The 23,022-nt window shown below is 59.1% G+C and carries 20 protein-coding genes and 1 pseudogene; 11 read left to right on the top strand and 10 right to left on the bottom strand.

Going from position 1 to position 23,022, the window contains the following annotated elements:
* From CMN27_RS00095 to CMN27_RS00050, 11 genes are all read left to right on the top strand, one after another.
* Window positions 1-630, top strand: a complete 630-nt coding sequence (locus tag CMN27_RS00095) for a cation diffusion facilitator family transporter (protein WP_293623294.1) — start codon at window positions 1-3, stop codon at window positions 628-630.
* A gap of 76 nt (window positions 631-706) precedes the next feature.
* Entirely contained in the window at window positions 707-1,186 is a 480-nt protein-coding gene (lspA, locus tag CMN27_RS00090) for a signal peptidase II (protein ID WP_293623306.1), read from the top strand.
* A 104-nt stretch (window positions 1,187-1,290) separates the two neighbouring features.
* Window positions 1,291-1,524 carry a hypothetical protein gene (locus CMN27_RS00085; protein ID WP_209064697.1) on the top strand — a complete coding sequence of 78 codons (234 nt, stop codon included), beginning with the start codon at window positions 1,291-1,293 and terminating at the stop codon, window positions 1,522-1,524.
* A 1,058-nt stretch (window positions 1,525-2,582) separates the two neighbouring features.
* Complete coding sequence (locus tag CMN27_RS00080) at window positions 2,583-3,881, top strand: TolC family protein (RefSeq protein ID WP_293623293.1); 1,299 nt, start codon at window positions 2,583-2,585, stop codon at window positions 3,879-3,881.
* A gap of 311 nt (window positions 3,882-4,192) precedes the next feature.
* Window positions 4,193-5,230 carry an efflux RND transporter periplasmic adaptor subunit gene (locus CMN27_RS17405; protein WP_366515371.1) on the top strand — a complete coding sequence of 346 codons (1,038 nt, stop codon included), beginning with the start codon at window positions 4,193-4,195 and terminating at the stop codon, window positions 5,228-5,230.
* A gap of 9 nt (window positions 5,231-5,239) precedes the next feature.
* Window positions 5,240-8,344, top strand: a complete 3,105-nt coding sequence (locus CMN27_RS00075) for a CusA/CzcA family heavy metal efflux RND transporter (RefSeq protein WP_293623291.1) — start codon at window positions 5,240-5,242, stop codon at window positions 8,342-8,344.
* A gap of 321 nt (window positions 8,345-8,665) precedes the next feature.
* Entirely contained in the window at window positions 8,666-10,318 is a 1,653-nt protein-coding gene (locus CMN27_RS00070) for a phosphoethanolamine--lipid A transferase (protein ID WP_209059974.1), read from the top strand.
* Between the two features lie 31 nt (window positions 10,319-10,349).
* Window positions 10,350-11,702, top strand: coding sequence for a Na+/H+ antiporter NhaA (gene nhaA / locus CMN27_RS00065; RefSeq protein WP_293623289.1), 1,353 nt, complete (start codon window positions 10,350-10,352; stop codon window positions 11,700-11,702).
* A gap of 92 nt (window positions 11,703-11,794) precedes the next feature.
* Window positions 11,795-12,151 (top strand): P-II family nitrogen regulator, encoded by a 357-nt coding sequence (locus CMN27_RS00060; RefSeq protein ID WP_006912609.1) that lies wholly within the window; start codon window positions 11,795-11,797, stop codon window positions 12,149-12,151.
* Window positions 12,144-13,049, top strand: coding sequence for a cation diffusion facilitator family transporter (locus CMN27_RS00055; protein WP_293623284.1), 906 nt, complete (start codon window positions 12,144-12,146; stop codon window positions 13,047-13,049). The genes CMN27_RS00060 and CMN27_RS00055 overlap by 8 nt, the downstream gene beginning before the upstream one ends.
* Window positions 13,050-13,093: 44 nt before the next feature.
* On the top strand, window positions 13,094-14,101 hold the full coding sequence (locus CMN27_RS00050; protein ID WP_293623282.1) for an SEL1-like repeat protein: 1,008 nt from the start codon (window positions 13,094-13,096) through the stop codon (window positions 14,099-14,101).
* A gap of 210 nt (window positions 14,102-14,311) precedes the next feature.
* On the opposite strand, the gene CMN27_RS00045 is transcribed toward CMN27_RS00050, so the two are convergent.
* The 10 genes and pseudogenes from CMN27_RS00045 to CMN27_RS00005 all read right to left on the bottom strand — a co-directional run.
* Window positions 14,312-15,718, bottom strand: coding sequence for an NADH-quinone oxidoreductase subunit N (locus CMN27_RS00045; RefSeq protein ID WP_293623280.1), 1,407 nt, complete (start codon window positions 15,716-15,718; stop codon window positions 14,312-14,314).
* Window position 15,719: 1 nt separating this feature from the next.
* The gene (locus tag CMN27_RS00040; RefSeq protein ID WP_293623278.1) at window positions 15,720-17,204 is read right to left on the bottom strand and encodes an NADH-quinone oxidoreductase subunit M; all 1,485 of its coding nucleotides are present in this window, start codon (window positions 17,202-17,204) and stop codon (window positions 15,720-15,722) included.
* Window position 17,205: 1 nt separating this feature from the next.
* Window positions 17,206-17,679 (bottom strand): hypothetical protein, encoded by a 474-nt coding sequence (locus tag CMN27_RS00035; RefSeq protein ID WP_293623308.1) that lies wholly within the window; start codon window positions 17,677-17,679, stop codon window positions 17,206-17,208.
* Window positions 17,680-17,868: 189 nt separating this feature from the next.
* Window positions 17,869-18,699 (bottom strand): annotated as a pseudogene (locus tag CMN27_RS00030) (proton-conducting transporter membrane subunit); the annotation flags it as partial.
* 332 nt (window positions 18,700-19,031) lie between these two features.
* Complete coding sequence (gene nuoK, locus CMN27_RS00025; protein WP_209064678.1) at window positions 19,032-19,337, bottom strand: NADH-quinone oxidoreductase subunit NuoK; 306 nt, start codon at window positions 19,335-19,337, stop codon at window positions 19,032-19,034.
* A gap of 13 nt (window positions 19,338-19,350) precedes the next feature.
* Window positions 19,351-19,953 carry an NADH-quinone oxidoreductase subunit J gene (locus CMN27_RS00020; protein WP_293623276.1) on the bottom strand — a complete coding sequence of 201 codons (603 nt, stop codon included), beginning with the start codon at window positions 19,951-19,953 and terminating at the stop codon, window positions 19,351-19,353.
* Entirely contained in the window at window positions 19,950-20,864 is a 915-nt protein-coding gene (locus CMN27_RS00015) for an NADH-quinone oxidoreductase subunit H (RefSeq protein WP_293623274.1), read from the bottom strand. The genes CMN27_RS00020 and CMN27_RS00015 overlap by 4 nt, the downstream gene beginning before the upstream one ends.
* On the bottom strand, window positions 20,861-21,589 hold the full coding sequence (locus CMN27_RS17400) for a hypothetical protein (protein WP_366515370.1): 729 nt from the start codon (window positions 21,587-21,589) through the stop codon (window positions 20,861-20,863). The genes CMN27_RS00015 and CMN27_RS17400 overlap by 4 nt, the downstream gene beginning before the upstream one ends.
* 524 nt (window positions 21,590-22,113) lie before the next feature.
* A complete protein-coding gene (locus CMN27_RS00010; protein WP_123592614.1) occupies window positions 22,114-22,464 on the bottom strand; it encodes an NADH-quinone oxidoreductase subunit A in 351 nt (116 codons plus the stop codon).
* A 97-nt stretch (window positions 22,465-22,561) separates the two neighbouring features.
* Window positions 22,562-23,022: copper resistance protein B (locus CMN27_RS00005; RefSeq protein WP_293623267.1), on the bottom strand; the 461-nt coding region annotated here is incomplete at its 5' end.

Raw genomic sequence — 23,022 nt, 5'->3', positions numbered from 1 at the left:
ATGGCCGATTGCGGCTGTGAATTCGAGGCCAAAGACCAGGCCCAACAAAAGGCGCTCTACTGGCTGTTGGCGATCAACGGCGTCATGTTTCTAGCTGAGTTCGGGATTGGTTTGCTAGGCGGCTCGACCGCCTTGATCGCCGACTCGCTCGACAACTTCGCTGATGCGGCCGTTTATTCTGCGGGGCTGTATGCGGTGGGGCGCGCCGCCCATCACAAGGCGCGCGCCGCTTCCATCGGCGGCGTCGTGCAAATACTGCTCGCGCTGTTCGCCGTGGGTGAGGTGGTTCGGCGAACCCTGATGGGCAGCAATCCCGAGCCCAGCTACATGATGCTGATGGGCGCGGCGGCACTCGTGGCAAACACAACCTGTTTGCTTATCATCGCCCGCCACCGACAAGGCGATGTGCACATGCGCGCGAGCTGGATATTTTCGGCCAACGATGTAATCGCCAATATCGGCGTCATTGTCGGTGGCGCGCTGGTCTACTACTTCGACACGCGGTACCCCGATCTCATTATCGGTTTGGTCGTTGGTTTTATCGTGTTACGCGGCGGTATCCGCATCCTGAAGGACGCGCGCCAAACGCGAGACGAGCTTCAGGAATCACCGTCCTCGGAAAGCCCTTGAACATGGCGATATCTTCGCGCGGTGCAAACAGGAAGCATAGCTTGTGTCTGCGCGGGTGACGATAGGGGAGGACACGCTGAAAAGTTCTAGCCCGGCCGACAGGCTGCGTTGGTTGGGATTATCCCTCGTGATGCTGCTTCTGGATCAAGCAACCAAGTACGCGGCCAGCACCTATCTCGCCTATGGTGAGCGCAGAGCCGTCACAGAGTTTTTTAGCTGGACCCATCTACACAATACAGGTGCCGCATTCAGCTTTCTGGCCGATGCGGGTGGTTGGCAGCGGGGATTCCTGATCGGTGTAGCCATTGTCATATCGGTCATGCTGCTGGGCTGGCTGTGGAGCGGGGGGACTTCGAAAGGTCAATCGATCGCGCTCAGTGCAATTCTAGGCGGTGCACTGGGCAACTTGACGGATCGCCTGCTACGCGGCCATGTGGTCGACTTTCTCGACGTCCATTACGCACAGTATCACTGGCCGGCATTCAACCTGGCCGATGTCTGGATTACCACGGGAGCCGCATTACTGATCTGGGCGCATAGAAAATACGGCAACTGAGCGTATCGGCCGTATTACTCAGTCCCAGCTCGGGCTGCCTGCATCCCCACCATGGCTCAGAAGACGCGATACAAGCTCTTTAGAGCACAAGTTTGGAGTAAACAATGAAACTATTCGTAGTACCACTGTTGAGCCTGCTGGGCACCATTGTGGGCATCGCCCCAGCCGCGGGTCAGAGCGACCCGGACCCCATGGGCGGCGGCATGATGAACGAATCAATGATGCAATGCAGCATGATGGGTGGTCCGATGATGATCGTCTGGATGTTGTTCGTACTCCTGGTGCTTGTCGGGTTGGTGCTCGCTATCGTAGCGCTGGTCAAATACCTGCGTAGCTGAGCGGGCACATTTGTCTATCCCAATCGAGGAGAAAGCTCGCAGAGGTCGTACACAATAAGTATTGACCAAATTCGCTGCATGCTAGGGCGCTGCCGAGGCAGTCTTTAGGGTATTGCCGCCTGCGAAAGTGTGACTATTCGACTTGGCATGTGGTGCAAAGTCTGGCGGTAGACTGCAGAGCGTGCGAGCGGCCTTGAGAACTCGACAGGTTCGGGCGAATGCTTCGGTCGTGATAGCGGTAAGCGGTAGGGGGCCAGTTAATGCCGCGGGGACGGAGCTTTTGGGGCAATCGGATCCTGTCAACGGGCGAGTCGAGATACAGGCGATGTCAGTACGTGTATTTATCGCTTGTGTATTCTCCACGGCACCTAAGGCGTGGCTCTAGGTGCGGTGGCGTAGGTGGCCCCGTCGATGTATCGAGGAAGGAAAGTCATCGATGCATAGTGGCAAGCGGATAGATCGCGTTCGCATGTTCTTGCGCGCGGGAGTTCAGCAACTCGGTTGACTCATGATCAGCGGTGGATGATTTCCCGTTACTGGTCGGTAGCCGGACCTTGCCATACGCGATAGCGCTCAGGGGTATGCTCGCAGATTGCATTACGGAATTTCTCGTCACGGTCGTTGTAGCGTTTCGGGTAGCGTGTGTGGTACCTTCCAACGCATGCCGTCGTCCCGCACCAATCTACAACGACTTGTGGCGATAGTGCTCACAGTGATTGTGGCACTGAGTGCGCAGGCGTGGGCGAGCCACGTGGATTGGCCGTCATCTGATGGCGAAACGTACTCTCACGTTGAGTCCACTGCGGTAGATGGTGCCGATTCCGGCGTTAGCGCTGAACATAATGATCACTGCAGCCATGCATCCGCTCACTTGGTAGGAATACAAAGTGGCACGCCGGATATGGATGTCCACAAGGTATCGTCGCGTAATGGACGGCACCGCGATCTTTATCGCAGTTTGGCTCACACCCCCCTAGTCGACCCCCCCATAGCCTGAATCTTCTTCGCCGGGCGCTGCTTCATTGCAGGCGCCTCTTCTATTGCGATGAGGATTCACAATGTATTTCCCCCGTTTTCTTCCGGGCAAAGCTGCCTGTGGATTTTGCATGCTATGGGTTTCGCTGTCCGCCTCCGCGGTCACGCAGATACCTCAACCTCTGACTCTCAATGCCGCCCTGAATTGGGCGAGCGAATATAATCCAACGCTGCGTTCGGCTCGTCTGCGTATCCAACGCCTCGGTGGCGAGGCCATTCACGCGGATGTCCCTGTGCCATCTAACCCACGCTTGGAACTGGAAGCTGGCCAGCGCGATCAGCCGAACGGCTCAAGTACCGACATCGGTATTCAGCTCAGCCAAGAATTCTGGATAGCCGGGCAGGGCGGTCTACGCGAGGACGCCGCGACAAGTAGGTTGGGCGCCGCTCGAGCTGATTACGATTTCCTGGCGGCCACAACGACGGCGCGTGTGCGTGCGGCGTTCCTTTCTGTCTTGGTCGCGGAGCAGGCGGTAAACACCGCCGAGCGCGTCGTTGATACCAACGAGCAGCTTGAGACTTACGCCAGGAAGCGACTCGACGCAGGCGCAGGTACCCGAATCGAATCCAATGCGGCACGTCTTGGGTTGCAGCGAGCACGTGCGTTCGCCGCAGAGGCCCGGGATGCGGCGAACCAAACTCGACTTGAACTCAAGGACCTGCTTGCGATCGATCCCACGCGCCGGCTCGCCATTAAGGGAGATCTGAGTTTTGCGCTGCTCGATATGCCAAATCGTGATCGCTTGTTGGTGCGCGCCGTCGAGCGGCGCACGGACTTGCAGGCCGCTGCGTCGCGCGTGATTGCCGCACGGAAAGAATTGTCACTAGCCAATCGCGAAATCATACCGAACCTCACCGTGTTCGGTTTTTACCGCGAAGAAGCGGGTGGTCGTGACAAAGGCGGCTCGGATATTACTGGCGGCGGTATCGGTTTCGAGCTGCCGCTGCTGGATCGCTATGAAGGCGAGCGCCAGATTGCGACTGCGGAGCTAGCGCAGGCCCAGCTCGATCAGGACAACCTTCAGCGCGAGGTTCGACTTCAAGTGCTTTCGGCCATCAGCGCATATGACGCCGGACGAGAACGAGCAGATGCGTTGAGTGATGCGGTTTTGGAGGCCGCGGAGAGTTCTCTCGAACTCACCCGGCGCTCATTCGCAGCCGGCAAGGTCGGGGCAACCGCGATCACGTCTGCCCAGAACAACCTATTTGACGTGCGTCGCGATTATCTCGACGCGCTTGGAGCGCTGGTTACGGCCGGTACCGATCTCGAGCGCGCAACGGGTGGTTTGCTCGTGATGGACAGCCGCGGAGCATCGCAATGAACANACATGAACTCATGAGTTATTTCCGNATTCCCACACTACTGCTCTTTGCCGCGCTCTTGCTGACGGGCTGTGATTCNTTCAGTGCCGGAGCCGACAATTCACGAACCAGCGAAACGTCCAGACAGCCAGCAGAACGCGGCGAACATAACGGCCATGACGAAGCCGGGCATGCCAGTGATGAACACGATGNCGTCGAAAAAGGCGAACTTGGGTCTGACCACGCTGAAGGCGAAAGTGGCCATGACGGGCACGGGGAAGAAAATCCGGACAGCGTTAAGCTCAGCGCGGAGCAGTTTCAGCAACTCGACATCGCAATTGGCCAGGCCGAAAGCGGTACAGCGAGTGCGTCGATCCAAGCGCCAGCGACGCTACATTTCGACGCCGACCGCGTCGCTCGTGTGGGGCCGCGACTGCAAGCCAAGGTAGTCAAAGTAACGGCGGACCTTGGTGAAGCAGTATCGCGTGGTGAAACACTTGCAGTACTCGATAGTGTCGCCTTAGGCAAGGAAAAGGCGGCATATCTAACAGCGGCCGCGCGCTTTAACACGCGCCAGGCCGCCTACGCGAGAGACCGCAAATTGGCTGCGGATCAGATCGTGAGCGATTCGGATCTCGCTGAGTCTCGTGCCGCATACGAACAAGCAAAGGCGGAGCGACGTGCGAAGCGTGCCGAACTCAAGCTTTACGGCCTCGACAATGCGGCGGTCGATGCAATTCGCAGTGGTGGGGACGAGCCTTTGTCGCGACTTGAGTTGGTTGCGCCCCGCGACGGCGTTATCGCGAAACGCGATCTGGTTGCTGGCCAAACACTTGGTGCTAACGAAACACCGATCCANGTCGTNGANAACACNCGGATGTGGTTGATGATCGATGCNGCNGAGCAAGCGCTGCCGNACTTANAAAAAGGNCAGNAAGTGNGNTTCACNGTNCGNCCANTGCCGGATGAAANCTTTNTNGGNNNGATCGACTGGATCTCGCCNCAGCTCGACGAACANGCCAGAACGGTNCGTGTNCGNGCNGTCGTCGAAAANCCNGANGGTTTGCTTAGAGCCGGCATGTTTGCNGANGCCNANATCGACGCCGGGGCGTCTAGCGGTAAGCGCTCACGTATAGCGCTTGTTCCCGTGGATGCAGTGCAACAAATCGGTGAGCGCGAAGGCGTGTTTCTGCCAGCTGGACCCGAGGGCGCTTACACGTTTCAACCGGTAAGCACCGGCNCAGAAAATCAAGGCCAGGTAGAAATCCGGCAGGGGATTCAAGCTGGCGACACCTTGGTTGTGCGCGGCGCATTCGATCTGAAAGCTGCGCTTACCGCCGGTGGCCGTAGCGCCGCACACAGCCACTAGGAGGGCGCCATGATTAACGCAATTATTCGCCTGGCGATGGCGAACCGGCTCATGGTGCTCGTCGCGGTTTTCGCGCTGGCAATCGGCGGCTATTTCTCGCTGCGTGCACTACCAGTGGATGCTTTCCCGGACGCGACGCCAGCTCTCGTACAGGTATATACCGCGAGCGAGGGGCTGTCGCCGGTGGACATTGAAACGTTGGTCTCCTATCCGATTGAGATCAGCATGTACGGATTGCCCGGTCTCGAAAAAGTACAGTCCACGTCCATTTTCGGGCTATCGCGGGTTGACGTCTACTTTGAAGACGGCACGGATATCTATTTTGCCCGACGGCTCGTGAACGAGCGGCTTTCGGAAGCCCGTCGCAACATCCCAAGTGGCCTAGGTGAGCCACAACTCGGTCCTATCACGACAGGACTTGGTCGGATTCTCATGTATACAGTCGAGAATGAGGGAGGCGCGGACTATTCGCTTACAGAAAGACGTACAGCCCAAGNCTGGCTGATCAAACCACAGCTGCGTACGGTCGATGGTGTGACTGGCGTGCTCTCGATCGGTGGTTACGAAAAGCAGTATCAAGTCCGCCTGGACATGNGTGCGATGACGGCCCGCGGCTTGACGCCGGCCGACGTTCGCGAAGCGCTACAGCGCAACAACCGAAACGTCGGCGCTTCATTCATCGAGCGCGGCGGCGAGGAATACATTATCCGCGGGTATGGTTGGGTCTCTTCGGGCGAGCAGGGTTTGTCTGATCTGCGCAACACCCGAGTAGACACGCGCAATGATCAGCCGGTTTATATCCGAGATATCGCCGAAGTCAGCTACGGGCGAGCCATTCGACGTGGTGCAGAACTCGCCAACGGCGAAGAATCTGTTGGCGGTTACGTTCTCAAGCTGATCGGAACGGATACCCAGCGCGTCCTCGAGGATACGAATGCAAAGCTCGAGGAAATCAATAAGTCGTTGCCTAACGGTATGGTCGCCAAAGTCTACTACTCTCAGGCCGAGCTAGTAGACAAGGCGATCAATACGGTCGTCGAAGCGCTTTTAATTGGCGCCGTACTAGTCCTGATATTGCTGTACTTGTTCCTGGGCAACTTGAGATCGACACTCATTGTCGTGTCGAGCGTACCGCTGTCGCTACTTGTAGCATTCATTGCTATGCACGTGTCCGGCTTGTCGGCGAACTTGATGAGCCTCGGCGGGCTGGCGATCGGCATTGGGATGATGGTCGACGGCTCGGTCGTCATGATCGAAAACATCTTCCGGCATTTTGAGGAACAGGACCTCAAGACCGCGAGCATGGCGGATTTGATTGGTGCCGCGGCTCGAGAAGTTGGGCGACCGATCGTTTTCGCGGTCGCCATCGTGATCATTGTCTTCCTTCCGTTGTTCACCCTGCAGGGCGTCGAGGGAAAACTCTTCTCGCCCATGGCTTACACGATTAGCTTCGCGTTGGCCGCAGCTCTGTTGCTATCCCTCACACTCGTACCCGTGCTGGCAATACTGGCATTCCGACGTGTTACCACGATGCGGGAGCCGCGGTTTGTGTCGTGGATGAAGGCCGGTTACCGCCCGATGCGCGACGCCGCGCTAAAAGCACCGATCGTTGTAGTAGGGACAGCGCTCATCTTATTCATTGCGAGTCTCGCTGTTTTTCCGCAATTGGGTACTGAGTTCATCCCGACCCTACGGGAAGGCACATTCATGGTTCGCTCCACACTGCCACCCGGGGCGAGCTTGGATTCCGCGATTGCGTACGGCAAGCGGATACAAGATACCGTCGGAGAATTCGACGAAGTTACCGGCGCCTATTCACGTGTCGGTCGTGCTGAAGTCGGCGGCGATCCCGAACCGGTCAATGTGGTCGCAACGACCATCAACCTGAAACCCCTCGATGCCTGGCGAAGTGGGCGTTCTTACGAAGGTCTTCAGAACGCGATGTCCGAGCGCCTTCAAGCGCGCGTTCCCGGGTTGGCGAATAACTTTTCTCAGCCGATCCAGCTTAGAACCGATGAATTGCTCTCAGGCGTTCAAGCACAGCTCGTGGTCAGTATCTTCGGCGATGACCTCGACAAGTTAGCTGAGGTCGGCCAGCAGGTCGCCGAACTCGCGCGTAATACCACCGGTGCTGTGGATGTGCGTGTCCAGCAGCAGGGCGGCAAACAGCAGATCGTCATAAAGCCAGACCGCGAAGCCTTGTCGCGTTATGGAATTAGCGTGGACGACGTTTTGAACACCGTGTCCGTAGGGGTCGGGGGAGCTTCCGTCGGCCAGGTCTTCGACGGCGTGCGGCGGTTCGATATTTTCCTACGGCTGCAGGCGAACCAACGTGAGCGGATCGATGCGATTCGAGACCTGAATCTTCGGACACCTGGCGGCGCGTTGATTCCGCTGTCACGAGTGGCGAACGTGGACGTCTATACCGGTCCCAAGCAGATATCACGATCGAACGCCAGTCGACGTCTGTATGTGCAGATGAACGTTCGCGGGCGGGACATGGGCGGCGTCGTAAACGATCTGCGTGCCGGTATCGATCGCGACATCGATATGCCGCCCGGTTATTTCGTTGACTTCGGCGGCCAGTTCGAGAACCAACAAAGGGCCATGAAGCGCCTTTATCTCGTCGTACCCGTCACGATGGCGCTGATCTTTTTGTTGCTCTACAGCGCATTCTCGAGTCTGCGCTATGCGGCGCTGATCTTTTTGAACGTTCCGTTCGCAATCATCGGCGGTATCTTCACGCTCTGGTTGTCGGGACTGTATCTATCCGTGCCCGCTGCTGTTGGCTTTATCGCGGTGTTCGGCGTAGCCGTTCAAAACGGGGTCGTGCTGGTTTCCTACATCAATCAGTTGCGTGATCACGGTATGGAGCTCGATGAGGCGGTAAGCACCGGCGCAGAACATCGGCTGCGCCCCGTACTCATGACCGCGCTGACAGCGATCCTGGGACTAATCCCGCTGCTCATGGCTAACGGTATCGGATCGAACGTGCAACGGCCGTTGGCCGCAGTCGTAATCGGCGGCCTCGTGACTTCAACGCTCCTGACGTTATTGGTATTGCCTGCCGTGTACCACTGGTTCGCCGAACCACGGCGCGAAGTCGAGCTGTGAGGAGGGGCTGATCATGGAGGTAACACCCACCCATATGGCGCAAGTCCCGCTCGACCAGGTGATTTCAGGGCAAGCGCCCTCGATTGATTCGCAGCGGAGTACTGCGAAGAATTCTCACGAATACATCGGCCGAGTGAATGGTGGTCTCGTTTGGAGCTACAGGCATAGTTTAGCGATCTATGCGCTAACTAAATATAAGCCCAATATCATAGGGGCCATTGGGTATAGGTCACTTGTTAGTCAGGGTGTTCCACGCTGCAGGCACCCAGAGTTTGCGGGTGAGCCACAAAACGAAGTCGCAAACGTTTGGAGGTGGTCGCGATGGTAGCGGCCAAATCCTTCGACCATCGGGTTTCGCGCCTGCGTGTGACGACCTCCGTGCTCGCATTGGCCGTGGCGCTGTTTCTAGTGACTACTGCCAATAACTCATTTTGGAGTGCGGCGGCAAGTGCGGCAGATATTTCCTGGCGGGGGAACTTTGGGTTTTTCGCCGCAATCTTCGTATTTCTTGTCGCCGCTTTCACGTTGGCTATCGCACCATTTGGCTTACGTTTTCTTTTTAAGCCGTTTATTTCCGTGTTACTCGTCCTGGCATCTGTTAATAGCTATTTCATGGATACCTACGGTGTTGTGATTGATGACGGAATGCTGCGCAACACGATACAAACCGACCCTAGGGAGGTTGACGGTTTATTGAGCCCGGTTTTGTTTTGGCATGTGTTATGGGCCGGAGTTTTGCCGGCGTTGGTTGTGTGGTGGGTTCCCGTGCGCTATGCGACTTTTCCTAGACAATTGGGTCGGCAAATATTGACGATGGCGCTAGCTTTAGCAGTAGCCGGGGCGGCACTTTATAGCCATTACAAAGAATTTTCACTAGTAGGGCGCGAAAATCGAAATTTACGTTATTTGATTAATCCGAGTTATTCCATTTACTCGGCTGGAAAGTTGCTGGCTGCCGAGTTAAGTGCCGGTGAGGCGGCACTTCGGCCATTGGGCCGCGACGCCTACCAACGACAGCATAGCTCACCCGGCGGCAAGCCAAGGCTCGTGGTTTTCGTTCTAGGGGAAACGGTGCGTGCTCATAACGCTACCTTGGAAGGTTATGAGCGGAGGACCATGCCGCTCATGGCCCAAGAAGAGATTGTCAAGTTTGACAGCGTATATTCCTGCGGCACTGCTACTGCAGTGTCTCTGCCCTGTATGTTCTCGCGCCAAAACCGCAGCAGTTATGACGAGTTCGTGTCGGATAACAGCGAGAATTTATTAGATGTCCTGAAACACGCCGGGGTACGTGTGCTATGGCGTGAAAACAACTCCGGCTGCAAGGGCGTTTGCGCCAGGGTAAAAACACAAAACACAGCTCAGATGGACGTGCCTAATTATTGCAATGAAGATGGCTGTTTTGACGAAATTTTATTGTATCGGCTGGATGAATCGCTAAACGAGCCCTCGAGAGACACTTTCATTGTGCTTCATCAACAGGGCAACCACGGGCCTGAATACTACAAACGGTACCCGCCTGAGTTTCGCAAATTCCAGCCTGAATGCCGTAGCAATCGCCCGCAGGATTGTAGCCGCCAAGAGCTGATAAACGCCTACGACAACGCCATTTTATATACCGACTTCGTGCTCTCTAGGGTTGTGAAGTTTCTAAAAAGGAACTCCGATCGCTATGCGAGCGCGATGATTTATATGTCCGACCATGGCGAGTCGCTTGGCGAGAGCGGCATTTACCTTCACGGCCTACCGTACTTAATAGCGCCGCATGAACAAACCCATGTGCCGCTGATGGTTTGGACCTCGTCTGATTTTAGGAAGGGGCGGGGACTCGAGCGCAAGTGCATGAGCCAAGTGAATGATCAAGAGTATAGCCAGGATAATTTGTTCGACACGGTTCTAGGTCTGTTCGCGGTACAGACACAGGTCTACCGGCCCGGACAAGACATCTTCGCAGCATGTCCGCCACCGCCTTGACAGGTCGGCAGGTTTGTTAGGAGTGCCACCCATGTCTGATGTGATTTCAGATCAGCATCCCCTGGCCGAGCGGCTGTTACGGCCCATACGGCGCTTCGCGGCGTATGGGCCATCCAGCGGCATTGTTCTGGTTATGGCTACTGCGCTCGCGGTGCTATGGGCCAACTCTGCGGGATCGTTATTACCGGGCTACGCAGACTTTTGGAACACTGAACTTTCTCTTCGTCTGGGCGATGTAGAGCTGTCACTTTCGCTCCACGAATGGATCGATGAGGCATTGATGGCGCTGTTCTTCTTTCACGTCAGTCTCGAGGTGAAGTACGAATTTCTCAGCGGTGCTCTGTCCACCCGAGACAAAGCGGTCCTGCCAGTGGTTGCGGCGCTAGGCGGCATGCTAGCGCCAGTCGCAGTTTTTCTGATTCTTAACCTACCGGCGGGGGATCCCGGGGGATGGGCCGTACCAATGGCGACAGATGTTGCGTTTGCTATTGCGCTTCTCACCCTACTAGGCAAACGGGTGCCCGCGAGCTGGCGGGCATTCCTACTGGCACTTGCGGTTATCGATGACGTCGGCACGGTTGCCGTGATAGCCCTGTTCTATTCGGCGAAGATCACCACTATCCCATTGCTCGTGGTGGCTTTCGGGCTAGCTCTCGTTTACGCGATGCGTCGTGCCGGGGTCCATGCATTTTTAGTTTATTGGTTGGTTGGCGCTGCCATCTGGCTGGCGATGGAGAAATCCGGCGTTCATCCGACCGTTGCGGGCGTCTTGCTCGGGTTCTTGACGCCGCTTTCCGCGCCACGCCATACGCATTCATACAATGAACAGGCCGCTGAACGCATTCCACACCTATTGCGCGAAGCCTCGTCCTCAAAACGTCGGCTCCTAGAAGAACTGGAACGCGTTAGGCGAGGCGCATTATCGCCGCTGAATATCCTGCAACATCGCCTAGAGCCGTGGGTGTTATTCCTGATCATGCCGGCGTTCGCGCTCGCCAATGCAGGGGTTGATCTGAGCGAAATTAGTCTCGCTGATAATGCCAGCCTATGGGTTCTAGTCGGGAGCGGCGTCGGTCTGGTGGTTGGCAAACCTCTTGGCGTTGTGATGGCCGTACGGCTGGCCACCCTCTCGTCCCGGACAAAACTCCCGGATGGACTCTCTTGGTCAGCTCTGACCGGTCTGGGGCTTCTCGCCGGCGTTGGTTTCACTATCGCTTTATTCTTGACCAGCCTTGCGTTTACAGATCCGGCGATCGCATCGGCCGCACGCGTTGGCATTTTGGCTGGCTCCTTAATCGCCGCATTGGCGGGGCTGGGATTACTTTGGTTGGTTTTACACAAGAATGATGAAAATCGGGTAGCGCAGAGCAAACACGTCGCGTGAGCTGTACGTAACGGCGGTATGACCGAGCTACTACGGTCACCAGTCACGCCAACGGCACACATCTGCGAACTCAAGCTAGCAAAAGGAGACTGATGGTGAAGGAAATCAAGGCTTATGTACGTGAAATCATGCTCGAACAGGTGATTTCAGAGCTGGCTCATATTGAAGGCATACCAGGAATCGCCGTGGTGCATCTACAAGAATATGGCCACGTTCAGGATGGCGGGTTAGAGCGGGTCAAAATGGCCAAGCTCGAAGTCGATGTGCCGGAATCACTTGCTAGGACAGTGGTTGACGCAATCGTGGCCAGCGGACGCACCGGCGACGGCCATCCAGGCGACGGGAAGGTATTCATATCGGACCTACGGGACGCCATTCGAATTAGCGACGGTCATCGCAACGAGGCCGCAGTGCAAATATCGCCGGAATCGGGGAGCTCAAATGAGTGAACATGACCATAGCGGGCATAGCCATAGCGGTAGCACCAAACTGCTGATCGTATCGCTGGTATTTACGAGTGCATACGCTGGCGTCGAGGTGGCTGGTGGCCTTTGGGCCAACTCACTGGCCCTGATTGCCGATGCGGGACATATGATCACCGACTCCTTATCTCTCGGAATCGGCGCTTTTGCGGCATGGCTAAGTCAGCGTCGCGCATCGAGAACGCATACGTATGGATTTGCGCGCGCCGAAGTTATAGGCGCGTTGGTCAACGTTCTGTTCATGCTGGGTATTGTGGTGTGGATTGTTTTTGCCGCTTTCGAACGACTTGCAAATCCACAGGAAGTTGGCGGAACGACCGTTATGATCGTCGCTTTCATCGGCTTACTCGTAAATGTTGCCGTTGCGTGGATTCTGATGCGGGGCGAAAAAAACATGAACGTGCGGGCCGCACTGTTGCATGTGATGGGTGATTTGGCGGGATCTGTCGCGGCCCTTCTTGCCGGGCTGGTCATTTATCTCACTGGGTGGCTGCCGATCGATCCGCTGTTATCACTCTTCATTAGTCTGTTGATTGGTTTCGCAAGCGTGAATGTTCTGCGAGATGTGCTGCGCGTACTAATGGAAGGCACGCCGAGTCACATTGATATCGATAAGCTAAAGCGGGCTATAGCTGAGGTCGACGGTGTCGTCGAGGCGCACCACGTGCACGTTTGGTCTCTCTCATCGAGCCGACATGCGTTATCGGCGCAAATAAAGCTCGACCAGATCGGATTGTGGGAAGAGGTTCTCCCCAAGCTGCAAGAACTGCTGCAGCGAGATTTTGGTGTCGGACACAGCACATTGCAGCCGGAAACCCACCAAGAAGCTAGCTCGTATTCCGCGGACGCTGCAGCACGCTACTAGATTGCGCAGCTTTAACGGTGGTAACCATGGGAAAGAGGTCTGGAATGGTTCGGTTTGTTATTGCCATATTCGCTAGCTTACTTACTCTGGACCATAGCAACGCTCTCGCGGTCGAAATTACTGCTAAAAGCGAAGTGATCCGAGAGCGTTTTGAGTCGACTCTGCAGCGCGCCGAGCGTGGCGACCCTAACGCACAAAATTCAGTAGGCGGCGCATTGGCTGTGGGAGGAGGCGTGACACAGGACGCCGCCGCGGCGTATCGCTGGCTGCGCAAGGCAGCTGAGCAAGGTCATGCGGCTGCCCAATACAATTTGTACCTTTTGTTGCGCCAAAGCCCTAGTCTTGGGGAAAGCTCGGAGGCTGCAATGCAATGGTTGCAAAAAGCGACCGATCAAGGAATTCTTCCTGCGCAATTCAGTCTCGCAGAACTCTATCGCAAAGGTAGAGCAGCTCACGACAATCGACGTGAGCGCGCCGCAATGTATTACTTATTAGCTGCAAAGCAGGGGTTTGCGGCTGCGCAGTTTTATACCGGATGGTGTTATGAAAAAGGAATTGGGGTAAACCAAAATGACGTTGAGTCCATTCGGTGGTACTTGAAAGCCGCGACCCAGGGTCACGTCGACGCCCAGATTAACTTGGCGGTGAAGTACGCCCAGGGCAGGGGCGTTGATAAAAGCCTGACGCAGGCTCGGCGATGGTTTAAGCGCGCAGCAAGACAGAATTCTGCTGTCGCTCAGTACAACCTTGGTAAGCTGTACCAGCGCGCGCAGGGCGATGAAGTCAATCTTGTCGAGGCCTACGTGTGGGTTTCATTAGCAGCAAACAAAGGGCTAGAAGCGGCTATAAAAGAGCAGGCGCTCATCCTGAGCTTAATGTCCGACGAGCAAATCAAACGAGCCGAAACTCTGATTGCAGACCGGAGCGAGACGCTTAATCGGAATGAAGCTCATGATCGCCAAGTGGCGAGTCGCCGTAGTGTAGGAGCCACAAAACCAATATCTGGACTCGAAGCGTTCGCGCCTGAGCAGGCCGAGGCTTTCGAAGACTAAAAACCGGTTAATGCCACCACTTCTAGTCGGGTGTTTCATCGGCCAAATTAGAAGTGTTACGCCTTGTGCCGTTCGAAACACGTGCGACCGTCGAAATGTTCTGAAAGAACAAGTCATTTGGCAAATCTGCTCAGAATAGGCGATGTCGGCATCGGCTCACTTTTCCGGCCGAGCACCGTGCGAACACTCAAGGGCTATTTCAGTAGCTGCCTAGGGAAGAATGGTGGCTTGTGACAGCATCCGCCATAGCGGATCTGCTAAGCCGCCCAGAGCGACGGTGAGCGAGGCGCATAAGAAGACAGAGACTGCCGCCCAGTAGCCGAGTATGTGCATGGGCCGTGCCGGCTCGGCGAAATATACGGGTGCAAGCACGCGCAGGTAGTAAATTAGCGAAACGACGGTATTGACCAGCGCGACCACCGCCAGCCAGGCGTAGCCGGATTCAATCGTGGTGACGAACAGCGCCAGCTTGCCGACGAAACCGGCAAGCGGTGGAATACCCACCAGCGATAGGAAACTCAGGATTAGTGCGGCCGCGAGCAACGGATGCGCGGTGGCTAGGCCGCGATAGTCGGCTAGGTTCGTGCGCCCGCGTAGCTGCGTCACGACACCGAATGCTGCGAGGTTCGCGACGGCATAGCCCGCGAGAAAGAACAGCAAAGCCGGCAGGGCATAGGGGTCGAGCCCCAGCACGACAACCGCCATCAGTGCGTAGCCGGATTGCGAGACCGAGGACCAGCCCAGCATGCGCCGCACGTCATTCTGACCAAGCGCGCCCAGGTTGCCGATGGTCATCGTCGCGACCGCGATCGTGGCAACCACGGCGCGCCAGGCAATGTCTTGCTGCGGGAACAGGTCGACGAAGCGGGCCAGCGCGATGGCCGCGCCGACCTTGGGTGCGATAGTGAGAAAGGCGGCGGCGGGCGGCGGGGCGCCCTCGGCGACGTCCGGCATCCAGGTATGGGCCGGCACGGCCGCGAGCTTGAACGCGACACCCACAACGACGAGGCCGAAGGCGACGAGCGTCATCCATTGCGGACTGTCGTTCGTGCGGGCGGCCAGCTCGCCGTAGTCCGTGGTGGCAAACAGCCCGAACATCAACGTCACACCAAGTACGAGTAGGGTGTTCGCCAGCGCGCCAACCAGAAAATACTTCATGCCGGCTTCGACCGACAGCGGCCAGTTACGGTGGTAGGCGGCCAGCGTATAGCCCGTCACCGAGGACAGAAGGACGGCCATGATCAATTGCATCAGATCTGCCGCGCCGGCTAGCAGCATGGCCCCGAGTGTGGCCAACAACAAGATCGCATAGTATTCGCCGTGGCGCCGGTCGCTGCGCAGCCACTCGGGCGTCAGCAGAACGCTCAAGGCGGCCGTGGCCAGGATGATCACGCGCGCCCAGATGCTGGCGCCGTCGAGGGCCCAGACCCCTGAAAAAGTCAGTCTCGGGGCTTCGCCCAGTTGGGCGATACAGAACGCGGCTGCCATGGCCAGACCGATGAGCGCGCCCGGGGCGGCCAACCATTGATCGCGCTCGCGCATGAAGCTCGCCGCCAGTAGCAGCGCCACCGTGCTGACCAGAACGCTGAGTTCGGGGAGAACGTCGCCGACCGGCATCCTAGAACCCGGCCGTCAAAAAGTCGGTTGCACTGTTGATCGGTTGCAGCAGCCAATTTGGATATATGCCGATCACCACGATCAGCAGTGCGAGTATGGCGAGGGTACCGATTTCGACGCGCGCGAGATCCCCGAAACCCTGGCGGTCGGCCGGCAGCTCACCGAAGAACAGCTGCTGCAGCATCTGCAGGAAGAGCGCGGCGGTAATGAGAATACCCAAGAGCGCGGTGGCGGCCAGCCACGGATAGACGCTGAAAGCACCGACGAATATCTGCAGTTCGGCAACGAAACCGGCGAGCCCTGGCAAACCCACGCTCGCGAACGACGCGAGAACCGTGAAACGCGTGAGGTTCGGCGCGACCTGGCTCAGCCCGCCGTAGTGCTCGAGGTCGTAGTCGCCGGTGCGCTGCCAGAACGCGCCGCAGATTAAGAACAGCGCGCCGGTGATCAGCCCGTGCGCGACCATTTCCACGGTGGCGCCGGTCAACGCCATCTGCCGCGCGGCCTGCTCGCCGCCGATCGTAGCGGCTGCGGCGATACCCAGCAGCACATAGCCCATATGATTGACTGACGTATAGGCAATGCGGCGTTTGAGATCGCGCTGCGCCATCGAGACCAGCGCACCCCATAGGATCGAGATGACCGCCAGAACGGCCAGCGCGAAAGCATAGCGTGCGAAGGTCTCGCTGAGCATCGAATAGGGAATGCGAATGAGACCATAGGCGCCCATCTTGAGCAGTACACCCGCGAGCACGGCCGAAGCCGGCCCGGGTGCATTCACATGCGCTGGCGGCAGCCAGGTATGCAGGGGTACGAACGGCGTCTTGATACCGAAGCCGACGACGAATCCCACAAGGACTAGCGTCGCGCGCAGGTCCATGCCCGCGAGTGCCTGTTCGGCGATCAGCGTACGCATGTCGAAGGTCAGCGGGTCGGTCGCCAGCACCAGGCCGATGATCGCCAGCAGAATGGCCAAAGAACCGGCGAACGTATAGACAAAGAACTTGATCGCGGCTCGCTCGGCATCGCCGTGGCCCCAACGCCCGATCAGGAAGAACAGACCAACCAGGCTCAGGTCGAAGAAGACATAGAACAGCGCCAGATCCAGAGTAAGGAACACGCCGAGCGATACCGCTTCGAGAAATAGAAACCACGCGTAGTATTCTCGCGCCCGACCCCGCGTTTCCGCAGGCCAAGCGATCGCCGCGACGAACAGCAGGGCGCTCATTGTGGCGACTACCAGCGCGATACCATCGACACCCATACGCCAGCCGATGCCGAGTGCCGGAATCCAGGGATAGTCGATGACGTACTGGAACGCGGGTGCGCCTGCGCTGGTATCGAAGCCGAGCCAGACCGCTGCGAGCAGGAGTAACGGCGCACTGCCTACGCCGCAGGCGAGCCATCGGTACGCTGGTTCATTCAGGCGTAAGAAACTGAACGCGAGCGCGCCCAGCAGCGGGATCAGAATGGTGGCCGTGAGCATGCTATCGCCCCACAAAGAGAATGATCGCCAACACCACGGCGCCCGCGGCCATGAAGGCAAGATAGTGGTGTGAAAGCCCGGTCTGGAAACGGCGGCTGTCATCGCCGCTCAGGGCAAACCAGCGATTGGCGCCCTCCGGCAGGCCGTCGGCAAGACGGTCTAGCCCTCGATAGGCGACACGCGCTGTGAAGAGCCCGCCGGCGCCGATTCGGCGCACGGCGCCATCGATGATGGCATCGTCGAATCCTGCGCAGCGCTGTGCGAGCGCATGAATGGGGCGCCCGATCAAGCGATCGATCGCGAAGGGCAGGCCAAGCCAGTCGGCGCAGCTTGCGAGCGCGCCGCTCGCGCCCAGCGCCGGGTGCAGGCGCGCGATCAGGAGGCCGGCGTACAGACCGACACCGACAGCCAGCAACGAGCCGATGGTCTCCCAGGCCGGGGGCGCCGGAAACGGGGTCGCGAACCAGCCGCCCAACGCCTGCTGTATGCCTGGCAGCCAGAGTAGGGCAAGCGCCAGGNTNGNGGCAGCCAGCGAACCGGTCGCTATGGTTTCGGTCGTTCGCGACGTGGCGCTGNTATCGTTGGCGCTAGGGCCATAGGCGCTATAGACAAAGCGCATGGCNTAGGCCGCGCTCAGGGCGCCGGCAAGCATGACGGCNAACGCCANCCANGGGCTGAAATGCCCGGCGGCCGTGACNANCATTTCCTTCGTCCACGCTGCGCCCAGGGGTGGTATNCCGGCCANGGCGAGCNCNCCGACCGCGGTTGCCANGGCCGTGANNGGNAGNACGCGNCCGAAGCCCATCTNCGTCAGGNNGAAACTCACGGCCTGNCGGCCCGCGATGCCGGCGCTNAGAAACAGCAANGCCTTNAANNCCGCGTGCGCNACCANNTGNAGCAGCGCTATTTCAGGATAGCCNGCGCCGACCGCNACGAACATCAAACCGTAGTGNGCNGAGGTGGANGCCGCGAGCAATTTNTTNGCGTGNGGCTGGAGCANNGCGGTCANACCGCCTGCNAGNGCCGTGGCGAGNCCGATNCCGATNGTNGCAGGNNCNAACCANGGCATCTGAGCGAGNNTCGGNTCGAGCCGGATCAACAGATAGGCCCCTGCAGCGACCATGGTGGCCGAATGCANCAGNGCAGACACCGANGTNGGCCCGTCCATGGCACGAAANANCCANGGCGCGAANGGNAGCTGNCCGGATTTCGNNGCCGCGCTNAGNACNANCCCGGCAACCAGAATCGTTTGCTGCGGCCCACCGAGGGTTTCGAGCGCGGCAAAAGCGAAGGTACCCGTATCCCTGAACACGACCATGGCCGCGNCGAACAGTCCGAGATCGCCGAAACGGGTCATCACGAATGCGTAGCGCGCCGAGGCCGCATGCGATACGCGTTGCCGTTCGTGCCCGATCAANGCCCAAGAGCAGGCGCCGACTAGCTCCCAGCCGATAAGCAGNGTGATNAGGTCGGCCGCGATCACNAGCAACAGCATGGCGCCGACGAACAGCAGTAACAGCGATACCAGACGGTTCAAACCCTGCAAGCGTTCGTGGGCCGCGGCGTAGGCCAGCACGGGTAGCGCAATGACCGGTACCAGCAACGCCATGACGACCGACCGTGAGGTCAGCACCACCTCGAACTGAAGCGGGGTACTCCAGGCGAATCGTCCGACCCAGCCCTCCAGGCCCGCAAAAACCGTCAGCAACAGTGTGGCGAGCAGCACACCAAGGCCCGCAGCGCCCAGAGCGGGGCGGCGCTGCATCGGCGACGCATGAACGATNACGGCAGCGAAAAGCGGAAACAGGGCGACAAGCCAGAGCATGATCAATGCTTCAGCGTCGTCAGGCCTTCGGTGACATCAGCCTGGCGATTGCGGTAGACCGCAGTGATCAATGCGAAGCCTACGGCCATTTCGACCGCCATCACGGCCATCACGATAATGGTCAGCAGCTGGCCTGTCGGCAGGCCGCCTGCGGTAAGCGACCAGAAACCGACCGCTGCGAGCATGACGCCGTTGAGCATCAGTTCGAGGCCCATCATCAGCATCACGAAAGACTGTTGCGACAACGTGCCGTAGAGCCCGATGCCGATGAGCGCGGCGGCGACGACCAATATCGTTGTGAGTGTCATGAGCGCCTCTCGATCAGTGGTGATGATGGGCGTGGCCGCCGCCCTGTTCCGGCTGACGGCCCGCCGGCTCGCCACCCGGTTCCAGGGGCGGCGGTACCGAGCCCGTATCGGCGGCGCCGAAGCGTCCGCTGCGGCTCGACAGAATGACGCTGGCAACCATGGTTGCCAGCAGCGTGACACCGGCGGTTTCGAAGATGAGCATCGAGTCGCCGAGCAGTTCCTTGCCGAGACCGGCGACGACCTCGGTGCCCGGTGCGACCGGGTTGGAGGCAAAGCGCGTGACAATGATCAGACCGGCCAGTGCCGCGAAGAGGAAGACGCCGGCCGCGATCGANAAACGGTGCTGGTGCACCATCATCATCGGNTTCAGGCCCGCCGGNTTCATCATGNACATGACCATGAACANCGCCATNACCATCATNTCCACTGCCATCATGAAGACGGTCGCGATGCCGAGATATGGCGCGTTCAGCAAGACCATGATCAAGCCGACGGCGATGAACGACAGCATCAGGAGGAACGAGGCGCGAACCATCGAGTCGGTGCAGAACACGCGCCAGCCGCTTACCACGGCGATCGCCGCGAAGATCCAGAATGCGATATCGGTGACGTTCATAGCGCCAGTACTCCGGCCCATACCAGGTGCACGAACGATAGCGGCAGTAGCACCGTCCAGATCAAAGTCATCATCCGACTTGGCGAAATCCGAGCCAGCTGGTGGCTGAGGCCGACCAGGGCCAGAAGCACGGCTGCGGTCTTGAGCACCAGCCATACCGGCCCGGGCAGCCAGGGCCCCAGGTAGCCGCCCAGGAATACACTGGCCGCTACGGTGGCNACCGCTGTAAGCATCGCGAGCCGCGCGAATTCCCAGACCAGNCGCGNCGCNCCNGANANCTCNGNNGCNGTGCCGNCNGCNANATCNGCCGAGTCNGCNTAGTTGAACGGGCCTCTGAAGCTNAGAGACAGGCCNANCAGCAGGAANAGCGGGAGCCCGAGCGGCTGGCGGATGACATTCCAGAGTTCGCGCTGGGATTCGATGATCTTCGGAACNGCCAGCGACTCGGCGGGCAANGCCGCNGCGATAAGCACGAACATGCTGATCAGCATCACCGGCAGCCCGATGGCGACATAGCGGTAGGCGCCGATCAGGCCGAGTTGAGAGTTGGCCGACCAACCGTGCAGGAAGACGACCACGACCGTCAGCGCTTCGACGGCGCCCCACCAGACGATGCCGACTTCGAGGTCCGCAAGCACGCTGGCACCGGAGAAGGGCACGAGCGCGACGCCGGTACCGGCCAGCCCGGCATACAGTGCAGGCGCCAGACGCCAGTTCAGNAAATCCGGCGCTTCAGTCAGATTGGACTGCTGGCGCAGCATCGTAGCGCACCGGTAGAGCGGGTTGGCGAGCGGGGCGCGCGGCGGTCGACCTTCGCGCGCGGCCGACCATAGACCGTCGAGCACGGCTATGTACCACGCCATGCCGAGGAGGAAAGCGACCCAGGCCACGGTCAGAACGATCGGGGTCATGGGGCCTCCAGTGGCGCCATGCGACACAGCGCGGCGCTATCGAAACTGTTGAGCACCAGCAGCGCCTCACTCCATTCAAGTCCGGGTAATAGCTCGGTTAAGCGATAGTCGACCGGCGGTGCCCGAAGCGCCCATGGCGCCTCGACAAGTGCGCCTTGGCCAATCATCGCGTCGGGCGCCGCCGAAACGAGCGCCAGCGCTTGTTCGGCTTCGTCGAACCANTGCGCCAGACGCGCTCGACAGTCGCTTTGTGTTTGCNTGACCGGCGTGAAGTCGAGTCGNNTGTACNTTGGGTTNTCGCTGCGGTNGTCGATNGCGTGGCCGGCAGCGCGNTGTNCCGGNCCNCCGAGNTCACGCGCCAGTCGGTCATCGATCCGACCGAGNCCCGGNGCGAGNGCAGCCNTCAAACCGGATCGGGCGGCCGCTTTTCGCAGCGGCGCAATAGCGATGGTCTCGTTCGCGCGTACGCGTGCCGCCAATATTTGGGCGCGCCGACTCAGTGTCGGCAATCCGACGAGCGACAGGAGGCGGGCGATGCACACGAGNTGGTGCGCAGCGCGTGCNCGCTCGATCTGGGCCAAGGCCGTCGTTTCGTGCAACAAGCGGTCGAACGGTACGCGATCGACGTCGCGCGGCGGNTAGGGCGGCTGAACCACTTCGGCTGACTGGATCACGTCGCCCTGGAACGTGACCTCNANTACNANTCCAGNNGGCCAGTACGGCATGAACGGCCCGATCTGGGTGGTGTAGACATCCAGCGCCAGCCCGTCGCGAATATCCGGCGTCGGCGGCATGGGCATCATGCGCCCGTAGGGCACGCCACCCATCATCCCTTCGCCGCCCTGACCGTGATCGCCCTTGCCGCGCCAAGGTGCGGGTGGTTCGTCCGGGAGCCGGTGGGTCTCCGATGCATGGGCGCCGGAAATCAGGTTGCGGTAAAGCGCACGTAAAGAAATTACTGGATCGTCGNATGANGCAGCGCGCTGNGCTTCGTCCACGTCGTCGCCNTGTTCGTCTCCCCACCAGAACGTNGCGCGTGGGTGNGGNAGNTGGTCGTGGANCCGGTCGAGNTANGCNTGGTCGCTATCCCGGACGCGNCCCGCGACCAACAGGATGCTGGCGTGTCGGGGTGTGGCGGTTACGTCGATATCCGCACTCTGCAGCAAGCGCTCGACGGCAGGGGCGCGGTCGCGCCCCATGGCTACGAATAGCGGCACGGGGGCGCGTGCCGCCAGGCGCTCGAGCATCTTCACTGCCACCGAAAGATACCTTCGCGCCAGCCGTAGAGAATGCCCACCGTCAGGATGGCGAGAAACATACCCATCTCCGCGAGTGCCTTGACGCCTTCAGCGACGTACACGACTGCCCACGGGTACATGAACATCATCTCCATCTCGAAGGCGATGAATAGCAGCGTCATCGAGTAGTAACGCACGTGAAACCGCTGCCAGGCATGCGTTTGCGGTGCGCTGCCCCCGAGGAACGGGATCTTCTGCGACTCGACCACGCGATCGCGACGAGCGCGTGCCGCAACCCACTGCAACAGCAGGGCGCCCGCCACGATCGTGCCCATGATGGTGAATAGGCCCGTTAACGCCATTGCGTTCTATCCCCTTTGCCTTGTCGCAAGTGGGTACGAAAAGTCCACAACTATGCTAATGAGATGAACGTCTTCTAGATATCCGGTGATTTCCCTATCAGTACCAGGCGCGGATACCGACCACGAAAGCGGTCGACGACGTTTCCTCGCCTTCGGCCTGGGCGATGTCCTTGGTTTCGCCATAGGTCTGCTCCCAGCGTACGCCGATATAAGGCGCGAACTCGCGCTTGATCTCGTAGCGCAGCCGCACACCCGCCTCGGTATTGTTGAGCCCGCTGGCGAGACCGTACTCGGGCACGTCCTGGGCCGAGGCGTTGACCTCGAGCCTTGGCTGCAGGATCAGACGCTGGGTGAGCAGCAGTTCGTACTCGAATTCGCCGCGAAAGCTGACATCGCCGTCCTCGCTCACGAACAGAGCTGTGTCCGACTCGAACCAGTAGGGCGCAAGCCCCTGAACGCCGAGCACGGCAAAGCCGCGATCGGGGTTGGGGTTGACGTCATAGCGCAGGCCCGCCTGGACGCCCCAGAACGGCGGTGGGGGTAGTATCTTTGGCGACG

It is taken from the genome of Salinisphaera sp. (assembly GCF_002729955.1).
GTDB lineage: Bacteria > Pseudomonadota > Gammaproteobacteria > Nevskiales > Salinisphaeraceae > Salinisphaera.
Note: the sequence above shows the minus strand (reverse complement) of the source record. Positions and strands in the feature narration are given on the sequence as shown.